16 protein-coding genes are annotated in these 17,175 nt (G+C 69.4%); 11 read left to right on the top strand and 5 right to left on the bottom strand.

The genetic code is table 11. The features are described from left to right. Nucleotides 1-129: 129 nt before the first annotated feature. A complete protein-coding gene (locus tag KS03_RS10350; RefSeq protein ID WP_012733568.1) occupies nucleotides 130-450 on the top strand; it encodes a hypothetical protein in 321 nt (106 codons plus the stop codon). A gap of 89 nt (nucleotides 451-539) precedes the next feature. On the opposite strand, the gene KS03_RS31230 is transcribed toward KS03_RS10350, so the two are convergent. Further along, nucleotides 540-722 (bottom strand): hypothetical protein, encoded by a 183-nt coding sequence (locus tag KS03_RS31230; RefSeq protein WP_020379710.1) that lies wholly within the window; start codon nucleotides 720-722, stop codon nucleotides 540-542. Nucleotides 723-1,003: 281 nt separating this feature from the next. Here KS03_RS31230 and KS03_RS31225 point away from each other — a divergent pair, with 281 nt between their 5' ends. Together KS03_RS31225 and KS03_RS10345 are read left to right on the top strand one after the other, a co-directional pair. Continuing rightward, entirely contained in the window at nucleotides 1,004-1,297 is a 294-nt protein-coding gene (locus tag KS03_RS31225; RefSeq protein ID WP_124836923.1) for a hypothetical protein, read from the top strand. Further along, on the top strand, nucleotides 1,294-1,572 hold the full coding sequence (locus KS03_RS10345) for a hypothetical protein (protein ID WP_017423912.1): 279 nt from the start codon (nucleotides 1,294-1,296) through the stop codon (nucleotides 1,570-1,572). The genes KS03_RS31225 and KS03_RS10345 overlap by 4 nt, the downstream gene beginning before the upstream one ends. A 268-nt stretch (nucleotides 1,573-1,840) precedes the next feature. On the opposite strand, the gene KS03_RS10340 is transcribed toward KS03_RS10345, so the two are convergent. Next, the gene (locus KS03_RS10340) at nucleotides 1,841-2,362 is read right to left on the bottom strand and encodes a hypothetical protein (protein ID WP_012733569.1); all 522 of its coding nucleotides are present in this window, start codon (nucleotides 2,360-2,362) and stop codon (nucleotides 1,841-1,843) included. Nucleotides 2,363-2,659: 297 nt separating this feature from the next. Then, the gene (locus KS03_RS10335) at nucleotides 2,660-4,270 is read right to left on the bottom strand and encodes a DUF2957 domain-containing protein (protein WP_012733570.1); all 1,611 of its coding nucleotides are present in this window, start codon (nucleotides 4,268-4,270) and stop codon (nucleotides 2,660-2,662) included. 812 nt (nucleotides 4,271-5,082) lie between these two features. Here KS03_RS10335 and KS03_RS10330 point away from each other — a divergent pair. Both KS03_RS10330 and uilS read left to right on the top strand, forming a co-directional pair. Then, nucleotides 5,083-5,397, top strand: a complete 315-nt coding sequence (locus KS03_RS10330; RefSeq protein WP_012733571.1) for a GntR family transcriptional regulator — start codon at nucleotides 5,083-5,085, stop codon at nucleotides 5,395-5,397. A gap of 414 nt (nucleotides 5,398-5,811) precedes the next feature. Further along, a complete protein-coding gene (gene uilS, locus KS03_RS10325) occupies nucleotides 5,812-6,672 on the top strand; it encodes a UilS family quorum-quenching N-acyl-homoserine lactonase (protein ID WP_012733572.1) in 861 nt (286 codons plus the stop codon). A 190-nt stretch (nucleotides 6,673-6,862) separates the two neighbouring features. Here uilS and KS03_RS10320 read toward each other — a convergent pair whose 3' ends face one another. Next, nucleotides 6,863-8,347 carry an aldehyde dehydrogenase family protein gene (locus tag KS03_RS10320; protein ID WP_012733573.1) on the bottom strand — a complete coding sequence of 495 codons (1,485 nt, stop codon included), beginning with the start codon at nucleotides 8,345-8,347 and terminating at the stop codon, nucleotides 6,863-6,865. A 155-nt stretch (nucleotides 8,348-8,502) separates the two neighbouring features. Then, nucleotides 8,503-9,339, bottom strand: coding sequence for a helix-turn-helix transcriptional regulator (locus tag KS03_RS10315; protein WP_012733574.1), 837 nt, complete (start codon nucleotides 9,337-9,339; stop codon nucleotides 8,503-8,505). 196 nt (nucleotides 9,340-9,535) lie between these two features. Between KS03_RS10315 and KS03_RS10310 the strand changes: the two genes are divergently transcribed. The 6 genes from KS03_RS10310 to gndA all read left to right on the top strand — a co-directional run bounded on the left by KS03_RS10310 (nucleotide 9,536) and on the right by gndA (nucleotide 17,041). Next, entirely contained in the window at nucleotides 9,536-9,880 is a 345-nt protein-coding gene (locus tag KS03_RS10310) for a cupin domain-containing protein (protein WP_012733575.1), read from the top strand. A gap of 251 nt (nucleotides 9,881-10,131) precedes the next feature. Then, nucleotides 10,132-11,481 carry an NAD(P)/FAD-dependent oxidoreductase gene (locus KS03_RS10305; protein WP_230674547.1) on the top strand — a complete coding sequence of 450 codons (1,350 nt, stop codon included), beginning with the start codon at nucleotides 10,132-10,134 and terminating at the stop codon, nucleotides 11,479-11,481. 158 nt (nucleotides 11,482-11,639) lie between these two features. Continuing rightward, nucleotides 11,640-13,241, top strand: a complete 1,602-nt coding sequence (locus KS03_RS10300; RefSeq protein ID WP_012733577.1) for a purine-cytosine permease family protein — start codon at nucleotides 11,640-11,642, stop codon at nucleotides 13,239-13,241. A 469-nt stretch (nucleotides 13,242-13,710) separates the two neighbouring features. Then, nucleotides 13,711-14,622, top strand: coding sequence for an NAD-dependent protein deacetylase (locus KS03_RS10295; RefSeq protein ID WP_012733578.1), 912 nt, complete (start codon nucleotides 13,711-13,713; stop codon nucleotides 14,620-14,622). 247 nt (nucleotides 14,623-14,869) lie between these two features. After that, nucleotides 14,870-15,535 carry a DUF938 domain-containing protein gene (locus KS03_RS10290; RefSeq protein WP_012733579.1) on the top strand — a complete coding sequence of 222 codons (666 nt, stop codon included), beginning with the start codon at nucleotides 14,870-14,872 and terminating at the stop codon, nucleotides 15,533-15,535. Between the two features lie 96 nt (nucleotides 15,536-15,631). Further along, complete coding sequence (gene gndA / locus KS03_RS10285) at nucleotides 15,632-17,041, top strand: NADP-dependent phosphogluconate dehydrogenase (protein ID WP_012733580.1); 1,410 nt, start codon at nucleotides 15,632-15,634, stop codon at nucleotides 17,039-17,041. The last annotated feature ends 134 nt before the right edge of the window (nucleotides 17,042-17,175 follow it).

Here is a 17,175-nt window from a genome sequence, read left to right as displayed (position 1 = left end):
CAGGGCACGCCGCACGCTGGTACGAATTCTGCTGACTACGTCATACGAGCGCCATGAAAGTGGCGTACCGGCATAACCCCGCGGGCGCCCCGATTGCGTTCGCCCGCTCAACCGCAGAAAGGAACCGACATGGATACGAACCAGTCCGACGCGCAATTCCAGGCCTTTCTCGCGCGGCTGCTCGCACAACCCGAGCCGGCCGCATGGGGCGAGAAACAGCAGATCGAGCTGGACATGGCGCGCGCCCTGTCCACTCGCATGCTGCGCGTCGCGGAGCATCTGCAGACCGACGCCAGCGATACCGACGGCTGGCTCACGCTCTATCGCTACGGCCGCGCGCTCGACTTCATCCTGTCCTCGCTCGCCTCGTGCCGCGAAATCCAGCCGCGCACGCTGCGCACGATCATGAAGCTCGCGCGCTTCGAGGTGAACGTCAACTATCCGGAGTGAACCGGGCCGCGCGGGGCCGCGCCGAACCTTGCGGCGTCACGGCGCCATGAGGGCATCGCGAGCCATGCGGGTTCGTGCCGGATGCGTGCTCAGTTGTAGCCGAGAATCGCGCTGGTCTCGATCTCGGGGCGCTCGGAGAGGCGGGTGGCCAGTGCGCAGGTCGGATTGCGCAGGATCGCCTCGTAGGGCGTGACGGGCTTCACCGTGCCGTCGGGCGGATGGTCCGGGCCGAGGGGTAGGTGACTGGAGTCGGGCGACGAAAGAGCGGGCATGGCGGGGTCTCCTGCACTGAAAAACGGGAGCGGCGGCGATCGTTCGCGAGTCCGGCAACCGAACGCCGCACGACCGGCATCACGACGTGTTTCGGCGGTATCGCTAGCTCACGGGCGAGGCCGCCGTGTTACAGCATCGTGACACTTACTATCCCAGATCCGGCGGGCCGCACCAAGCGAGTAATGCTTATCCGTGCCTTCAGGTTTTCTGATGGCAATGGCCGTGGCCGCCGGCCAAACGCATGGCTGCGCGCGGCCGTGGACCAATCGGCCCCGCCTCATTGAAAAAGCTCATCGATCTTGCCATCGTGCGGGCCCGGTGCGCGCGTCCGAGGCTCGACGAAAGCCGTCCGTTAATATTTGATTTAGATCAAACTCGTAAGCGAATCGCAATTGCGTTCTCGATAGCTGGTCGCTTTACTGACGTGTTGGGGCGTATCGAGCCGATGGTCTGCAAGGGCCGGCTCGATGCCGGGCAGTACCGCCGGCTCTCGTGCGGAGAGAGCGATGACGCGCCCCGATCGGCCAAGCGCCGTTACCAATATCACAATCAGATAATCGAGGTCAGACGATGAGAGGTCTTACGGGATACAAACTGAAACTGAAGATTCAGGACCGTTTCCAGCAGCTCGGCGACCAGCTTCCGCCTTCACTCGAGAATGCCGAGGCACGCGACCGGGCCGTCGCGAAAGTGCGTGAGCTGGGTCAGGCATTCTTCGACATGTCCGAAGCCGACTATCACCAATGGGCGGACCAATTGCCCGAGGACGAGTTCGTCGAGCTGATCGCGCTGATGATCGGGCTCGCACGCGAGACCGACCCGCTTTCGGCGGCGCCCGCGCCGCGCTGAACGCGAGCCCTGCCGCTCCAGCCAGGCCGGCCCCCAGGGGCCGGCTTTTTGCTGTGATCGCAAGCCGCGTTGCCCGCCTGCGGCCACGGCCAGCCTCGGCGCCGCCGGCGCGAAGCCGGTGCCGGTGGCTTCCCGCCCGGCCGCGCTGCGGCGCAACCGCGTGCCAATGAAAAACGGGACGGCGCGCGCGCACCATCCCGTCGATAACCGCGTACCGCGCCGCAACGTGGCCCTACGCCACGGCGCCTCGCGCAAGCCGCCCGGCCGCTTACTGCACGTTGAATGCCGGCGAGGTGGTGATGATGCCGTTCACCGAGCAGTTCGGCGACAGCGTCGCGTTGTTGAACGTCAGCGACGACGGCGGCGTCGTGCCCGACTGGTTGTTGTTGAAGGTCGCGTTGATCGGGCTCGGGCCGCAGGTGCCGAGCAGCGAGGCGTTGACCTGCACGTTGCTGATCGCGAGCTGCGTGGTCGAGACCGCCTGGCCCGTCCACGGCGCCGAGCTGGTGGCGCTGCCGGAGATCAGACCGCAGAGACCGCCGCCGCCGAACGTCGCCGAGGTGATGGTGACGGCGCCGGTCGACGTGATCGTGCCGTTGAAGGTCGCGGTGCAGCTCGTGCTGACCGTGCCCTTCTTCAGCGTGGTGGCGCCCGAGGCCGAGAACGGCTCACCGTTCGGATTCAGCGGATTGCCGTTGGCCAGCGACACCGTCACGGCGAATGCCGGCGCGGCGAGCGCCGACGAGACTGCCAGAGCGACGACAAGGGAAGCCACTTTTCGAATAGTCATGATGCGTGCCTCAATTGACGATTGGCGGCGAACCGCCATGGGTAAGCGGACTGCAGGCGGCTTGCCGCCCGCGTTCCACGGAAAACCGGATGCATCCGCGCGGATGCGCCCGGTCGAAACTGTCCTGCCGCGCCGGCCGGTGGCCCGAAGGCCCCCGGGCACGGTGCGCGACGCCGATGCGCCGCGCCGTGCCGCGCGTGAATCTTCACCTGATCGATAGGTATCCTATCGATCATTTTGTTTGGAGAATCGGCGACAGACATGCTGCCGCCGATTCGTTGCGATACCGTCTTTTCGTTACTGCACGAAGGCGCCCACCGTGAAGAACGGGTTGTACTGGCTGTTGTTCATCACCATCGCGTAGACCTCGCCCACCTTGATCGCCCAGCCGGTGTCGCCGCTGTGGAAGATCGCGACGGGGCCGCTGCCGTTGCGCGCGTTGAAGTCCTGCAGCGCGGTCACCTTGATGAGGCCCGGGGTGGCCTGCGTGTAGTCGAGCGAGAACGTGCTGCTGCTGCTGGACGTGAGCGGATCGATGAACGCGGCCGTCGCGCCGCTGAACAGCGTCGACGTGTAGTTCGCCGCGAACGTCGAGACGGCGGTGCCGTCCAGGCAGTTGCCGGCGGTCGGCTCGAAGAACGTTCCGCTATAGATGCCCGGCAGGTTGGGGTGCGGCACCGAGGCGTTGAAGCTCGCATCGCCAACGGCCGGAGCGGCGGAGTTGCCGTTGTTGGCCACGATCCCGCAGGCCGACGCGCTGGTGGCGCCGATGAAGCCGCCCGTGAGCGAATTCGAGGCGATCGCCGTGGCCGGCGCCAGTGCCGAGATGCCGATTTCCGCATCCGCCACCGTGCTCAGCAGGTCCGCCGGATTCGACGGCACGAAGGCCTGGCCAACGCGAATCACGATCGGGATCAGCGCACCGCGCAGCTTGCCGACGATCATGATGCCCTGCGCCTGGCTGGGCGCCAGCAGCACGATCGGCTGACCCTGGCCCGCGCTCGGATACGGCGAGCTCGACGAGGTCGGCTTGCTGACGAACACGTTGTCGGGCGAGCCGTCGCTGTTGGTGCGCAGCGTCCACGGCGAGCCGGTGGTGCGGCACGAGTAGTCGCTGCCCGGCGTGATCGTGCAGGAACCGTCGGCGTTCAGCGTCTCGTTCCAGTTGACCACGTCGGGCTGCCAGCCCTGCGGTTTCGCGGTCTGGTACGAGGTGCCGATCGGCGACAGGTGGATGCCGAGCTCGTTGTAGTTGCCCGCCACCTTGGTGAAGTCGGTCTCGGTGTCGGTGAAGCCGATGTACGGGAAGAAGTCGAACGTGCGCGACGGCACGGCGCCGAGGTTGCCGAGCAGCGCGACGCCGTCGAACTCGATCGTCGCGCCCGGAATCCCGCCGCCCACCACGCCGTTGCCGACGAACAGCGTCGGAGGGTCGACGGGGTTGATCGTCACCGAGTAGCTGCCGTCCGACGTGGCGCCATTGTCGAGCACGAACGCGCAGCGGTTCTGCTCGGCGGTGGGCAGCGAGGTGGCGCGGTGGAACGTGCCGGTGATGGTCTTGCCGGCGCGCGTGAGGTTGACCTGGCCGGCGCTGGTCGGCACCGATGACAGGACGAACTGCATCTGGTAGGTGAGCTTGGTGGTGTCGAACTGCACCTTCACGTATTCGCCGCTGCCCGAGCCGCCGGTGTAGGTGGTCGAGTAGTCGAGCGCATCAGGACAGAGTTTGTTGGTGACGGTCGCGGTCGTCGTCGAGCCGCTGGCCGGACAGCTGCTGCCCGAGCATTGCGGCACCTGGATCGCGGCCGGCGCATCGCCGCTGTCGCCGCCGCCACATCCGGCGAAGAACGGCATTGCGAGCACGAAACAGGACAGCAGCGCGGTGCGCGGCTTGGTGTTGCGGAACATACCCCCTCCTTGTTGGTGATACTGGATTTCTGTCGTCGATCGGATACGAACCGAGCTGCGGCTCGCGGATGCGGCGGTTCGACCGGCGACCTCCGGTTACGTGGCCGGCGGCACCCACTTGCGGTGCATGCCGGCGCGGGTCCGGAATGATGAATGCATGTTCAGGCGCCGCGCTCTTCGCGAGTCGCGAAGCCGCGGCCGACAATAATCGGGTATGGATGCCATGAAGGCGAAAGGAAGGACGCGAAGCGCCTCGTGCGCGCTGTCCGTTCCGGCGGGAATGACGGGCGATCAGTGCCCGCTTGGCCCCAGATTTCCGTGCGTATCATCGATGTCTCCGTCGGTACGCGCCAAGTGTTATTGGTGGATCTTGTTTCGCGAAACTATGATACGGACCGCCCATCAAGTAAATGGATGTCGAATTCCAAACGGATTCGGGGCGGGAAGCGCCCGCCGTCAAAGGGTTTGCCGGAAAAATTAAAACGAGGCGGGCATGGTCCCGATTTTATCCGCCTGACGGGCCGCGCGACGAGGCCGACCGGCCTCGTTTCGATGCATTGCACAAAACGCGGTATTGCTCCGTTTGGCGCCGCGCATGGTGCGGTGAAGCAAAACGGCGCGCCCCCCGGCTGCCACAACGGGCGTCCCGGCTGGTCGGGACAGAGGCCGGGCGGTGTCGATGGCACTGGAGTCCGGCGGCGGTTTGATGTCAGAATCGCGGCATCGTCCGCGCGGCGCGGCCGTCGCCGCCGACGATCGACAACCATCAAGCCTGCCGGCGTGAAAGGGCACTCACACTAGGTGGATAGCGCATGCAAGCACACATCGAAACCGTGGTCGGCCGCGCGAGCGAATCGCGCGCGCCGCGTCTCGCGCAGGACTGGCGCCCTGACTTCGCCCGCATTCGCGGCCACGTCGCGCGCGCGATCGCGGACCAGATCGAGGAGGCGATCCGCGCCGGCGTGTTCCGGCCCGGCGACCGGCTGCCGAGCCAGCAGGCCATCGCCGATTCGCTCGGCTTCCATCCGAATACCATCCATGCCGCGTTTCGCGAGGCGGCGCGGCGCGGCCTGATCAAGGGCTTCGCCGGGCGCGGCACGCTCGTGCTTGCCGCTGCGCCGAGTTGAAGCGGATCGCATGACGCAACGCAGCAAAGGGCGGTCGCCACCGCCGCGAGCCAGCGTTCGGGCCGGGCGCGCAGCATCGCCTTCGTCGCCGGCCATTCGGCGTCGATCTGGCTGAAGCGCGCCGAGTTGCGCCGAATCGCGCCGGCGCCCGTCGGGCATGATGCGCGGGTGGCCGATGATGGCCGCGAATTTCGCGCCGATGCGCAGGCGCGCGGCCGCGATTGCCGGTCCAGTTCGTCGGTGCTGAGCGTTCAGCCTCCACGGCCTGCCGCTCGCGGCCGGCGCGAGGCGCCTGCTTGCCGGCGCGGTGCGTCTTGTATCATGGGCGCCGCTTTGCGGCTGCCCCGCGCGGGGTGCCCGGCCTTGCCGCCCGCCGCCGGCTCGACGGCCCTTCCACTTCCAGCTTTCGATTCCATGAACCTTACGACACATCGAACCGGCAACGAGATCGCGATCACCGTGCGCCGCCCCGACACGCCCGGCCCGGTCCCCGTGATCGTGCTGTGCCACGGCTTCTGCGGGACTCAGGAGGTGCTGCTGCCGCGCTTCGCCGAGGCCTTCGTCGCGGCCGGCTATGCGGCCGTCACGTTCGACTATCGCGGCTTCGGCGCCAGCGGCGGCGAGGCGGGGCGCCTCGTGCCGGCGCTGCAGATCGACGACATCGCCACGGTGCTGGCCTTCGTGAAGACGCAGGCGGGCCTCGATGCGGGGCGCATCGCGCTGTGGGGCACCTCGCTGGGCGGCGCTCACGTGCTGGCCGCGGCGGCGGCCGATCCGGCGGTGCAGGCGGTGGTGAGCCAGCTCAGCTTCGCCGATGGCGAACAGGTGGTCACGCGCAACATGTCCGGCGAGCAGCGCCAGGAGTTCGTCGCGATGCTCGAGCGCATGCAGGAGAAGAAGGCCGGCACCGGCCGCGAGATGTTCGTCGCGATCACCAAGGTGCTGACCGACGAACAGTCGAAGACGTTCGTCGAGGCGATGCGCCAGCGCCATCCGGCAATGGACATCAAGATTCCGTTCCTGACCGTGCGCGAGATGCTGCACTACAAGCCGGCCGAGGCGGCCGCGCGCGTTGCCTGCCCGGTGCTGGTGGTGGTGGCGGGCGAGGATGGCGTCAATCCGCCGGAGCAGGGCGTCGCGTTGTACGATGCCGTTGCGTCCGCAACCAAGGCGCTGCACGTGGAGGCCGGCGCCGGCCACTACGACATGTACGACGGCGCGCATTTCGACCACAGCATCGCGCGGCAACTGGCCTGGTTCGCCGAGCACGTCTGACGGCGCGGCCGGACCGACAGGCGGGCGCTTCTGGCGGCACGCCCTTGCGCCCGCCCGGCAAGCGTGCAGGCCGGCCGCGCGCCACGCCGCGCCGGCCGGGACGGCGGCGATGGCCGGGCCGCGCAGCGGCGAGACGGCTTGCCGGATGCCGCGCAGGCGGACGGCGGGCGCGGCGCCCGGCCCCGCCGCATCAGGCAGCGATCCGGTGCCGCAGTTCCTGATAGCTGCGCAGGCCGGCCAGCCCGAGTTCGCGGCCGATCCCGCTCAGGCCGAGCCCGCCCCAGCAGACCTGCGGAAAGATCAGTTGCGGCGTGTTGATCCACACCAGCCCCGCGCGCAGCGCCGTCGTGTAGCGCCGCGCGGCCGCGTCGTCGCGCGTGACGACGGTCGCGACGAGCCCATAGCGCGTGTCGTTGGCGAGCGCGATGGCCTCGTCGTCGTTGCGGAACGACTTCACGCAGGCCACCGGGCCGAACACTTCGTCGGTCCAGAGCGGGTTGTCGGGCGCGGGCTCGGCAACCACCACCGGCGCGCGGAAGAAGCCCTCGCCGCAGGCCGGATCGAGCCGGCCCGCGAACGCGATCTCGGCGCCGGCGGCCAGGCCCGCATCGATCGCGGCGTCCACCCGGGCGCGATGCGCGGCCGAGATCAGCGGCCCCATCGCCGCCCCGGCCACCTGCGGCGGTGCCACCACCAGCGCGCGCACGGCGCGTTCGAAGCCGGCCATGAACGCGCCGTGGAGGCGCTCGTGAACCAGGATTCGCGAGGTGGCCGAGCACATCTGCCCGGCGTTGGCGAACGCCCCGCCCATGGCGAGCGAGATGGCCAGCTCGAGGTCGGCGTCGTCGCGCACGATCAGCGCGGACTTGCCGCCGAGTTCGAGCGTCACGCGCGTCATCCGCTCGGCGGCCGTGCGCATCACGTGGCGGCCGGCGGCGGTGCTGCCGGTAAACGAGATCTTGTCGATATGCGCATGCGCGGTCAGCTGCGCGCCCACCTCGGCGCCGCCGTTGACCACGTTGACCACGCCGGCCGGCACGCCGGCCGCATGCAGCAGCGCGATCAGCCGGTGCTCGGCCGGCGAGCTCAGATCGGACGGCTTCAGCACGGCCGTGCAGCCGGCGGCCAGTGCCGGCGCGAGCTTCCAGGCGGTGGTCACCATCGGGAAATTCCACGGCACGATCAGTGCGGCCACGCCGACCGGCTGGTAGGCGCGCTCGGCCTCGATTGCGGCGCCCGGGACCGCGACCGGCTCGGGGCCGAAGCTCGCCTCGTCGTCGCACAGCGTTGCGTAGTAGCGGAACGTGGCGGCCGCGTCGCCGACGTCGATCTCGGCCTCCGCGGGCGGCTTGCCGCTGATGCGGCTTTGCAGCGCGGCCAGTTCGACGCCGTCGGCGTCGATGCGCGCCGCGATCTCGCGCAGCAGCCGGCCGCGTTCGGCTGGCGCGGTGGCGCGCCAGCCGGGCAGTGCGTCGCGCGCCGCGGCCACGGCCGCGTCGATCTGCGCCGCGCTCGCGCGCTCCTGCCAGCCGGCGGGCTCGCCGCTGGCCGCGTGATACAGCGCATGGCGCGTGTCCCGCGCGGTGTCGCCGCGGTAGTGATGCGCGCCGGCGATGGTCGCGGCGGGATAGACGGGCAGCCCGTCGTCGGCGTGACGGGTCGGAAGGAAGCTCATCGGGAAGGTCTCCGGTATGTCGATGCGATGCGTCGCGCGAACCGCGCCGCGAAGATGGTAGGGGAGTTCGCAGGGGCGACGAATCGCGAAATGGCGATGTCCACATCGATTGCGAGCGATGTTTGGCGCATGACGCGAAACCCGGCGGCGGGGGCTCAGGCGCCGGCCTGGCCCCAGAGGATCAAGTCGCGCTTGGTGCGCACGCCGAGCTTGGCGAACGCGCGTTTGACGTAGGACTCGGCCGTTGCCACGCGCACGCCGAGGATGTCGGCGGCCTCGGGCACGGTCTTGCCGCCGATCAGGTGGGTGCAGATCTCGTACTCGCGCCGTGACAGCCGCGGCTGGTCGCGCGCGAGGCGCGCATCGAACAGCGCGAGCGGGTGCAGGTGCGGCGTGACCTGGGCGATGCCGATCCGCTTCGCGGCGGTGGTGGAGGCGTGCAGTTCGAGCAGCGGGAACAGGCAGTCGCTGACGGTGCGAAACCGCTGCATCTCGGCCAGCGAGAACGCCGGCTGCCGCGTGTCGCGCTCGAGCGCGATCGAATGCTGGGCGTGGCGCGTGCCGCGCGCCAGCACGCATTCGTGGGCGATCTGCACCTCGTCGTAGAGACGCTGGCGAAATTCCCCGGGCGGGATCGCGCCGATGTCGCGCACCACCAGCAGCGTGCCGACCTCGCCGCGAATGCCCGCGAACAGCGGATCGCGATCGTAGAAGCGGTCGTAGTAGAGCGTCATCACCTCGGCGATCGTGCGGCTGTCCATGCCCACGCCGCCGCTGCCCACCCACTCGCAGCGAAAGCCGGTCGGCATCGCCGTGTCGGCGCGCGAGCGTTCGATATGCACCACGCTGACGGGCACGATCTCGTTGAGCAGCACGGTCAGGCGCGGCACGAATTCAGGGCTGCCAACGGATTCGATGACCTGCCCGAGCGTCTGGAACGAGAGCGGGATCGGCGCGGAGTCGGGAAGCGGGTGATGGGCTTGGACGGCCATATTGCGTGCCGGAATGAAGGCGGGGCAATTATAGGTCAGGCCCGGCGCTGGTCGTAACGCCGGTGTTGTACGGATCCCGTTTTGGGCTCACGGCGGGCGCCACGAAACGCGCACTGCCCCCCCTGAGGGGGGGCATACCGTCGCACGGCCCGTGGGTACAGTCCATTCCATTCTTTTCAACCCTGGAATGACGCAGATGAGCAAACTGATCCACGACATCGTCCCGCTCGGCGCGGGCCTCGGCGAATTCACGCGGCTCGACTACGGCATGGACGAATGCGACTGGCGCGCGTGCGCCGGAAAGAGCCGCGGCTACGTGGTGGGCTGGTGGGAGGGCAAGGTCGGCTCGGTCGAGTTTCCGGCCACCGAAGCCGACGAGGCGGTCTGGCTCGTCGAGGGGCGCATCGCGCTGACCGATGTCGAGGGCAACCGCAGGGAGTACTCGGCGGGACAGGGCTACCTGCTGCCGGCCGGCTTCGCGGGCCGCTGGGAGACGCTCGAGGATGCGAAGAAGTTCTATGTGCTGCTCGAACAGGCCTGAAGCCGGCCAAACCATGAGGTCCGCGATGAATCCGTCCGTCGTGTGGTCCCGGTCGCGCGCCGCGCGCGGCCGCGTCCCGTCCGTTTCGCCGGCGCTCGCCGGCGGCGCCCGTCAGCAGGAGGCGCGCGATGCTTGATGCGACGAACCGCCGCGAGGCCGACGCGCCGGCCCCTGCGCCGCCGGCCGCCGCCGTGCCGGCGCGCGGCGCCGCGCGAGCCGACGCGAGGCGTGCGCTGGCCGGCGCGAAGCTGATGCCGTACTGGCTCGACAACCCGATCGAGCCGCCCGCCGAGGCGGCGCTTGCCACCGCCGCGCAGGCCGACCTGCTCGTGGTGGGCGGCGGCTTCACCGGGCTGTGGGCCGCGATCCAGGCCAAGGAGCAGATGCCGGAGCTCGAGGTGGTGCTGATCGAGGCCGGCCGCGTCGCGCACGGCGCGTCGGGCCGCGCGGGCGGGATCATCTCGACGTCGGTGATGCACGGCCTGCCGAACGCGGTGCGCGTGTTCCCGAACGACATCGCGCAACTCGAGGAGTTCGGGCACCGCAACCTCGACGGCTTCGAGGCCACGCTCGAGCGCTACGGCATCGATGCCGACATCGAGTGGAACGGCGAGATGACGGTGGCGGTGGACCCCGACCACCTCGCGCAGCTGCGCGACGACTACGAGCTGCACGCGCGCTATGGCCACGACGTCGTGCTGCTCGATGGCCAGGCCACGCGCGCGCAGCTCGATTCGCCGCTGTTCGCGGGCGCGCTCTGGTCGCGCAATCGCAGCGGCACGGTGCATCCGGCCAAGCTCGCCTGGGGCCTCAAGCGCGCCGCGCTGTCGCTCGGCGTGCGCATTCACGAACATACGCCGCTGCGGGAGATCCGCGACGACGGCGCCACCGTGCTGGCCACCACGCCGCAGGGCAGCGTGCGCGCGCCGCGCGTGCTGTTCGGCAGCGGCACCGCCAAGGTCGGGATCGCCGACATCAACCGCCGCGTGCTGCAGGTGCGCGATCACGTGCTCGCCACCGAGCCGCTCAGCGACGCACAGCTCGCGCGGATCGGCTGGCGCAACCGCCAGGGCATCTACGACACGCGCACGCAGCTCAATTACTTCCGGCTCACGAAGGACAACCGGATCATCTTCGGCGGGCTCGTCAGCTATCACTTCGACGGCGATCCGAACCCGCCGCAGGACGCGCGGCACGACACCTACACGCGGCTCGCGCAGGCGTTCTTCCGCACCTTTCCGCAGCTCGCCGACGTGGGCTTCTCGCACGCCTGGGGCGGACCGATCGACTATTGCTCGCGCGGCTCGGTGTTCGCGAAGCGCTATCTGGACGGCAAGGCGGTGTTCGTGGCCGGCTACACCGGCTTCGGCGTGGCCGCGAGCCGCTTCGGCGCGTTCATGGGGCTGAACATCCTGTTCGATCGCGACAGCCCCGAACGCCGGCTCGACATCGCCAACCAGAGCCCGACCTACATCCCGCCCGAGCCGTTGCGCTGGCTCGCCGCGAAGCTCACGTTTCACGCGTTCGACGGTGCCGATGCCGAAGGCGGCTGGAAGCGTGCCTGGATTCGCGGCATCAAGGCGCTGGGTTTCCCGATGTAGCGGCGAGGCGGCCGGCCGCGTGCCGCGGCGAGGCCCGTGACGATGCATCAGGAATCCAAAATGATTGCGACGCCGGACCGGCCAGGCGAGACGCCGGCCGGCACAACACACCGGCCGGCCGCGAGCGGCCCGGACCGGCGCCCGAATGGAGCGAGACAATGAGCGATATCCCTGCCGAGCACGCCGGCATGACCAGCGTCGAGGCCTTCAGTTTCGAACGCATTCCCGACGCCGCGCGCGATGCGCGGCCGATCGACCTGTTCCGGCTGCTGTTCGGCGGCTGCAATACCTTCTCCACCTCGGTGCTCGGCAGTTTTCCGGTGCTGGTCGGCCTGTCGTTTCGAGCGGGCGTCCTGTCGATCCTGCTCGGCGTGATCGGCGGCACCTGCATACTCGCGCCGATGAGCCTGTTCGGCACCTGCAACGGCACCAACGATCCGGTGTCCTCGGGCGCGCACTTCGGCATTCACGGCCGCATCGTCGGCTCGTTCCTCGCGCTGCTCACCTCGGTCGCGTTCTTCTCGCTCGCGGTGTGGAGTTCCGGCGACGCGCTCGTGGGCGGCGCGCACAGCCTGGTCGGGCTGCCCGTGAACGGCGCCACGGTGGGCGCGTCGTACCTGGTGTTCGCGGTGCTGGTGCTGATCGTCTGCATCTACGGCTTTCGCTTCATGCTGTGGGTGAACCGGATCGCGGTATGGACCGCGAGCCTGATGTTCGCCGCAGGCGCCGTGGCGTTCGCCGGCAGCTTCGACGCCCACTACGCCGGCACGCTCAGCACCGACAGCCCGGGCTTCTGGGCCGCGTTCTGCGGCGCGGCGCTGGTCGCCATGAGCAATCCGGTGTCGTTCGCCTCCACGCTCGGCGACTGGGCGCGCTACATCCCCGATACCACGCCGCGCTATCGCGTGATGGGCGCCGTGTTCGTCGCGCAGATCGCGACCTTCGTGCCGTTCTTCTTCGGCCTGGCCACCGCCACCATCATCGCTACCCGCGCGCCGTCGTTCATCGCCGCCAACGACTACGTCGGCGGCCTGCTGGCCGTCTCGCCGCGCTGGTTCCTGCTGCCCACCTGCGTGATCGCGATCATCGGCGGGATGTCGACGGGCACCACCGCGCTCTACGGCACCGGCCTCGACGTGTCGAGCATGGTGCCGAAGTGGCTGAACCGCGTGAGCGCGACGGTCCTGATCGGCACGCTCGCGATCGGCTTCATCTTCATCGGGCGCTTCGCGTTCAACCTGGTGGAGAGCGTCTCGACCTTCTCGACGCTGATCGGCACGTTCAGCTGCCCGTGGATGGCCATCATGGTGATCGGCTACGTGACGCGGCGCGGCCACTATCTCGCCGACGACCTGCAGGTGTTCAATCGCGGCGGACGCGGCGGGCATTACTGGTTCACGCACGGCTGGAACCTGCGGGCGATCGGCGCGTGGCTGCCGGCGGCGCTGATCGGCCTGGCCTGCGTGAACCTGCCGGGGCAGTTCGTGGGCGTGCTCGGCAACCTGGGGGGCGGGCTCGACCTGAGCGTGCCGGTGTCGATGGTGCTCGGCGGCGGCCTGTACCTGCTGTTCCTGCAACTGTTCCCGGAGCCGGACGCGGTGTACGGCCCGGCCGGCCGGCGCTTCGTGCGCGGCCGCCCGGGCGGCGCACCGGCGCTTAAGGCCGGCGCGCCGCTGGCGCGCGACGAATGCGATTCGGCAGGCCTGCTGTCGGTGCGGGCGGTCGGCGACCCGGCCGGGCGGCGCGGTTGTCCCGATTGATCATGCCGCGATCGCGCGCGGGACAGATGGCCCGCCGCAGCCGCAGCGGCCCTGGCCCGTGTCGGGCGGCGCGCCTGAGCGGCGCGGCGTCGAGCTGGAAAGGGCGCGGACGCGGCGCGCCGGGGCAGGGGCGCCAATGTTGCAGCAACGATAACGGCGCCACCAAAGAAAAAGCCCGCAACAGCGTTGCGGGCTGAATCCATGTTGGAGACATGGAGGAGACAAACCCGATGCTAAGGGTTTGTACTAGGCGTGGCAAGCGAAATCTGCAGGGGATTTCCATGCGTTGTGCCTATGCAACGGCGGCGCCACGCGGTGTTCCGGCGCGAGATGCCGCGCCGCTCCTGCGATCCAGCCGGGCGGGGCAGCGCCGCGCGGCGGGCGGGTTCGGTATGATGGCCCCACAATGGTCATCAGGCAGGCATCGGCCGCGCTCCCGCGCCGCGCCTGCCGGACTTCCCCACCAGCCATGAACGATCCAGATCCCCTGTCCGCCGCGGCCCTCATCGATTCGACGGCGGACCCCGCGGCGCTCGATGCGCTGCAGGCCTTCGTCGAACGCCATCCGCGCCTGTTCGTCCTGACGGGCGCCGGCATCAGCACCGATTCCGGCATTCCCGGCTATCGCGACCGCAATGGCCAGTGGATGCGCTCCCAGCCGATCCAGTATCAGGAATTCGTCGGCTCCGAGCAGGCGCGGCGCCGTTATTGGGCACGCAGCATGCTCGGCTGGCCGGTGGTGGGCCGCGCCCGGCCGAACGCCGCGCACCTCGCGCTGGCCCGGATCGGCGCGGCCGGGCGCATCGGCCGGCTGGTCACGCAGAACGTGGACGGCCTGCATCAGCGCGCCGGCAGCGCCGACGTGATCGAGCTGCACGGCGGCATCGACGGCGTGACCTGCCTGGCCTGCGGCGCCCACCATTCGCGCGCCGCGATCCAGCTCACGCTCGAGGCCGACAATCCCGCGCTGCTCGCCGTGGAGGCCGCGCCGCTGGCGGACGGCGACGCGCAGCTGGAGGAGCGGGCGGTGCTCGATGCGTTCCGCGTGCCGGACTGCCCGATCTGCGGCGGCATGCTGAAGCCGGCCGTGGTGTTCTTCGGCGAGAACGTGCCGCGCGAGCGCGTTGCCGCGGCGGCGCTCGCGCTCGACGAGGCCGACGCGATGCTGGTGGTCGGCTCGTCGCTGATGGTGTATTCGGGTTACCGCTTCTGCGTCTGGGCAGGGCAGCGCGGCAAGCCCGTGGCCGCCCTCAACCTCGGCCGCACGCGTGCCGATCCGCTGCTCGCGCTGAAGGTCGAGGTGCCGTGCGGGCCCGCGCTCGACGCGCTGGCCGGGCGGCTCGGGCTCGGCGGCGGTCCGGCCGGCCACTTGCCGGCATGAATGCACCGGCTGAATTCGACGGCCGAGGGCGCGCGCGGCAGGCTCGGCAACAGCCAGGGCGAGCGGGATGCGCGACGCTGCCCCGGCCGGCCCGGTGCCGCCGGCCTCCGGCGCTGGCCCGCAGCCAGTGCGCCGGGGGCCGGCGGCGCGGCGCGAGGCGAAACCGCGCCGGCCGCATCGCGCATCGGCGGCCGATGCGGCACACTGCGCCCATCCGCCCTGTCGGGCTCACGCCGATTTTCTCTCCATGACGAATCCGAACCCTTCCGACGCCACGCCGAATCCCGCCTTGCCCAACGGCGCCGTGCGCCTGCACGCGCCGGCCGCCGAGCGCAATCGCGAGCCGATCCTCGCGGTACTGCGCGAGGTCCTGCCCGAGGCGGGCACCGTGCTCGAGGTCGCGAGCGGCACCGGCCAGCACGCCGCGTACTTCGCCGCCGCGCTGCCGCGGCTGGTCTGGCAGCCGACCGATCCGGACTCGAAGGCGCTCGCGTCGATCGCCGCGCGCGTCGCCGACGCGGCGCTGCCGAACCTGCGCGCGCCGCTGCCGCTCGACGTGCGCGCCGAGCGCTGGCCGCTCGACGGCACTCGCGGCCTCGACGCCGTGGTCTGCATCAACATGATCCACATCTCGCCGTGGGAGGCGTGCCGGGCGCTGATCGACGGCGCCGCGCGCCGGCTCGACGACGGCGGCGTGCTGGTGCTGTACGGCCCGTACCGGCGCAACGGCGCGCACACGGCGCCGTCCAACGAGGCGTTCGACGCGCAATTGCGCCAGCGCGACGCGGCCTGGGGCGTGCGCGATCTGGAGGCCGTGGACGCGCTGGCGCAGGCCGCCGGATTCGAGGCGGCGCAGGTCACCGAGATGCCGGCCAACAACCTCTGCGTGGTGTTCCGGCGGCGCGCGCGCTGAGCGCGCCGCAGCGTCGCCATGCGGTTTTCCCGTATCCTTGCGGCTTGTGCGCGCGGCTCGGTCGGGCCGCGCCGTGATTTGATCGGAGAGTGAACAATGGGCAAGCAAGCAATCGGCGTGGTCGGGATGGCCGTCATGGGCCGCAATCTGGCATTGAACATCGAGAGCCGCGGCCATGCCGTGTCCGTGTACAACCGCAGCCGAGACAAGACCGACGAGCTGATCGCCGAATTCCCCGACCGCCAACTGGTGCCGACCTACACGCTGGAGGAATTCGTCGGGTCGCTCGAGACGCCGCGCAAGATTCTGCTGATGGTCAAGGCCGGCGAGGCGACGGACGCCACCATCGCGGCGCTCAAGCCGCTGCTCGGCAAGGGCGACGTGCTGATCGACGGCGGCAACACGCATTTCACCGACACCATCCGCCGCAATCAGGAGCTCGCGCAATCGGGCCTGCACTTCATCGGCACCGGCGTGTCGGGCGGCGAGGAGGGCGCCTTGCACGGCCCGTCGATCATGCCTGGCGGCCAGCGCGATGCCTACGACCTGGTCGAGCCGATCCTCAAGCAGATCGCCGCGAAGGCGCCCGACGGCGAGCCTTGCGTGGCCTACATGGGGCCGGACGGCGCCGGCCATTTCGTGAAGATGGTCCACAACGGCATCGAGTACGGCGACATGCAGCTGATCGCCGAAAGCTACGCCGTGCTCAAGCAGGTGGCCGGCCTTTCGAACGAGGAGCTGGGCCGCGTCTACACCGAGTGGAACCAGGGCGAGCTCGACAGCTACCTGATCGAGATCACCTCGAAGATCTTCGGCAAGAAGGACGACGAGACCGGCGAATACCTGGTGGACGTGATCCTCGATCGCGCCGCGCAAAAGGGCACCGGCAAGTGGACCAGCCAGAACGCGCTGGATCTCGGCGTGCCGCTGCCGCTCATCACCGAATCGGTGTTCGCGCGCGTGCTGTCGTCGCTGAAGACGCAGCGCGTGGCTGCGAGCAAGGTGTTGAGCGGCCCGGCCGCGGGCAAGCTCGACGGCGATCGGGCCGCGTTCATCGAGGCGGTGCGCCGCGCGCTGTACCTGAGCAAGGTGATCTCGTATGCGCAGGGCTTCGCGCAGCTGGACACGGCCTCGAAGGAGTACGGCTGGAAGCTCAACCTCGGCGAGATCGCACGGATCTTCCGCGCGGGCTGCATCATCCGTGCGCGTTTCCTGCAGAAGATCACCGACGCCTATACGGCCAATCCGGAGCTCGCGAACCTGCTGCTCGATCCGTACTTCAAGGAGATTTCGGCGAACTACCAGGCGGCGCTGCGCGACGTGGTGGTGGCCGCGGTCAAGGCCGGCGTGCCGGTGCCGGCCTTCTCGTCGGCGATCGCCTATTTCGACAGCTACCGTTCGGCGCGGCTGCCGGCGAACCTGGTGCAGGCGCAGCGCGACTTCTTCGGCGCGCATACCTTCGAACGTACCGACAAGCCCGGCAGCTTCCACGCCAATTGGGCCTGAGCCGCGGCGAGGCGGTAATTGTTGCAAATAACCACGCTATCCAGCGGGTCAATCGCGTTGGAGATTCGTGATTAGTGTCTTTAACGAAACAGTGTTTTCGTCGTTTCATGGTTTTCCCTAGGTTGCAATGCGAC

This window comes from Burkholderia glumae LMG 2196 = ATCC 33617 (genome assembly GCF_000960995.1).
Taxonomy (GTDB): Bacteria; Pseudomonadota; Gammaproteobacteria; order Burkholderiales; family Burkholderiaceae; genus Burkholderia; species Burkholderia glumae.
Note: the sequence above shows the minus strand (reverse complement) of the source record. Positions and strands in the feature narration are given on the sequence as shown.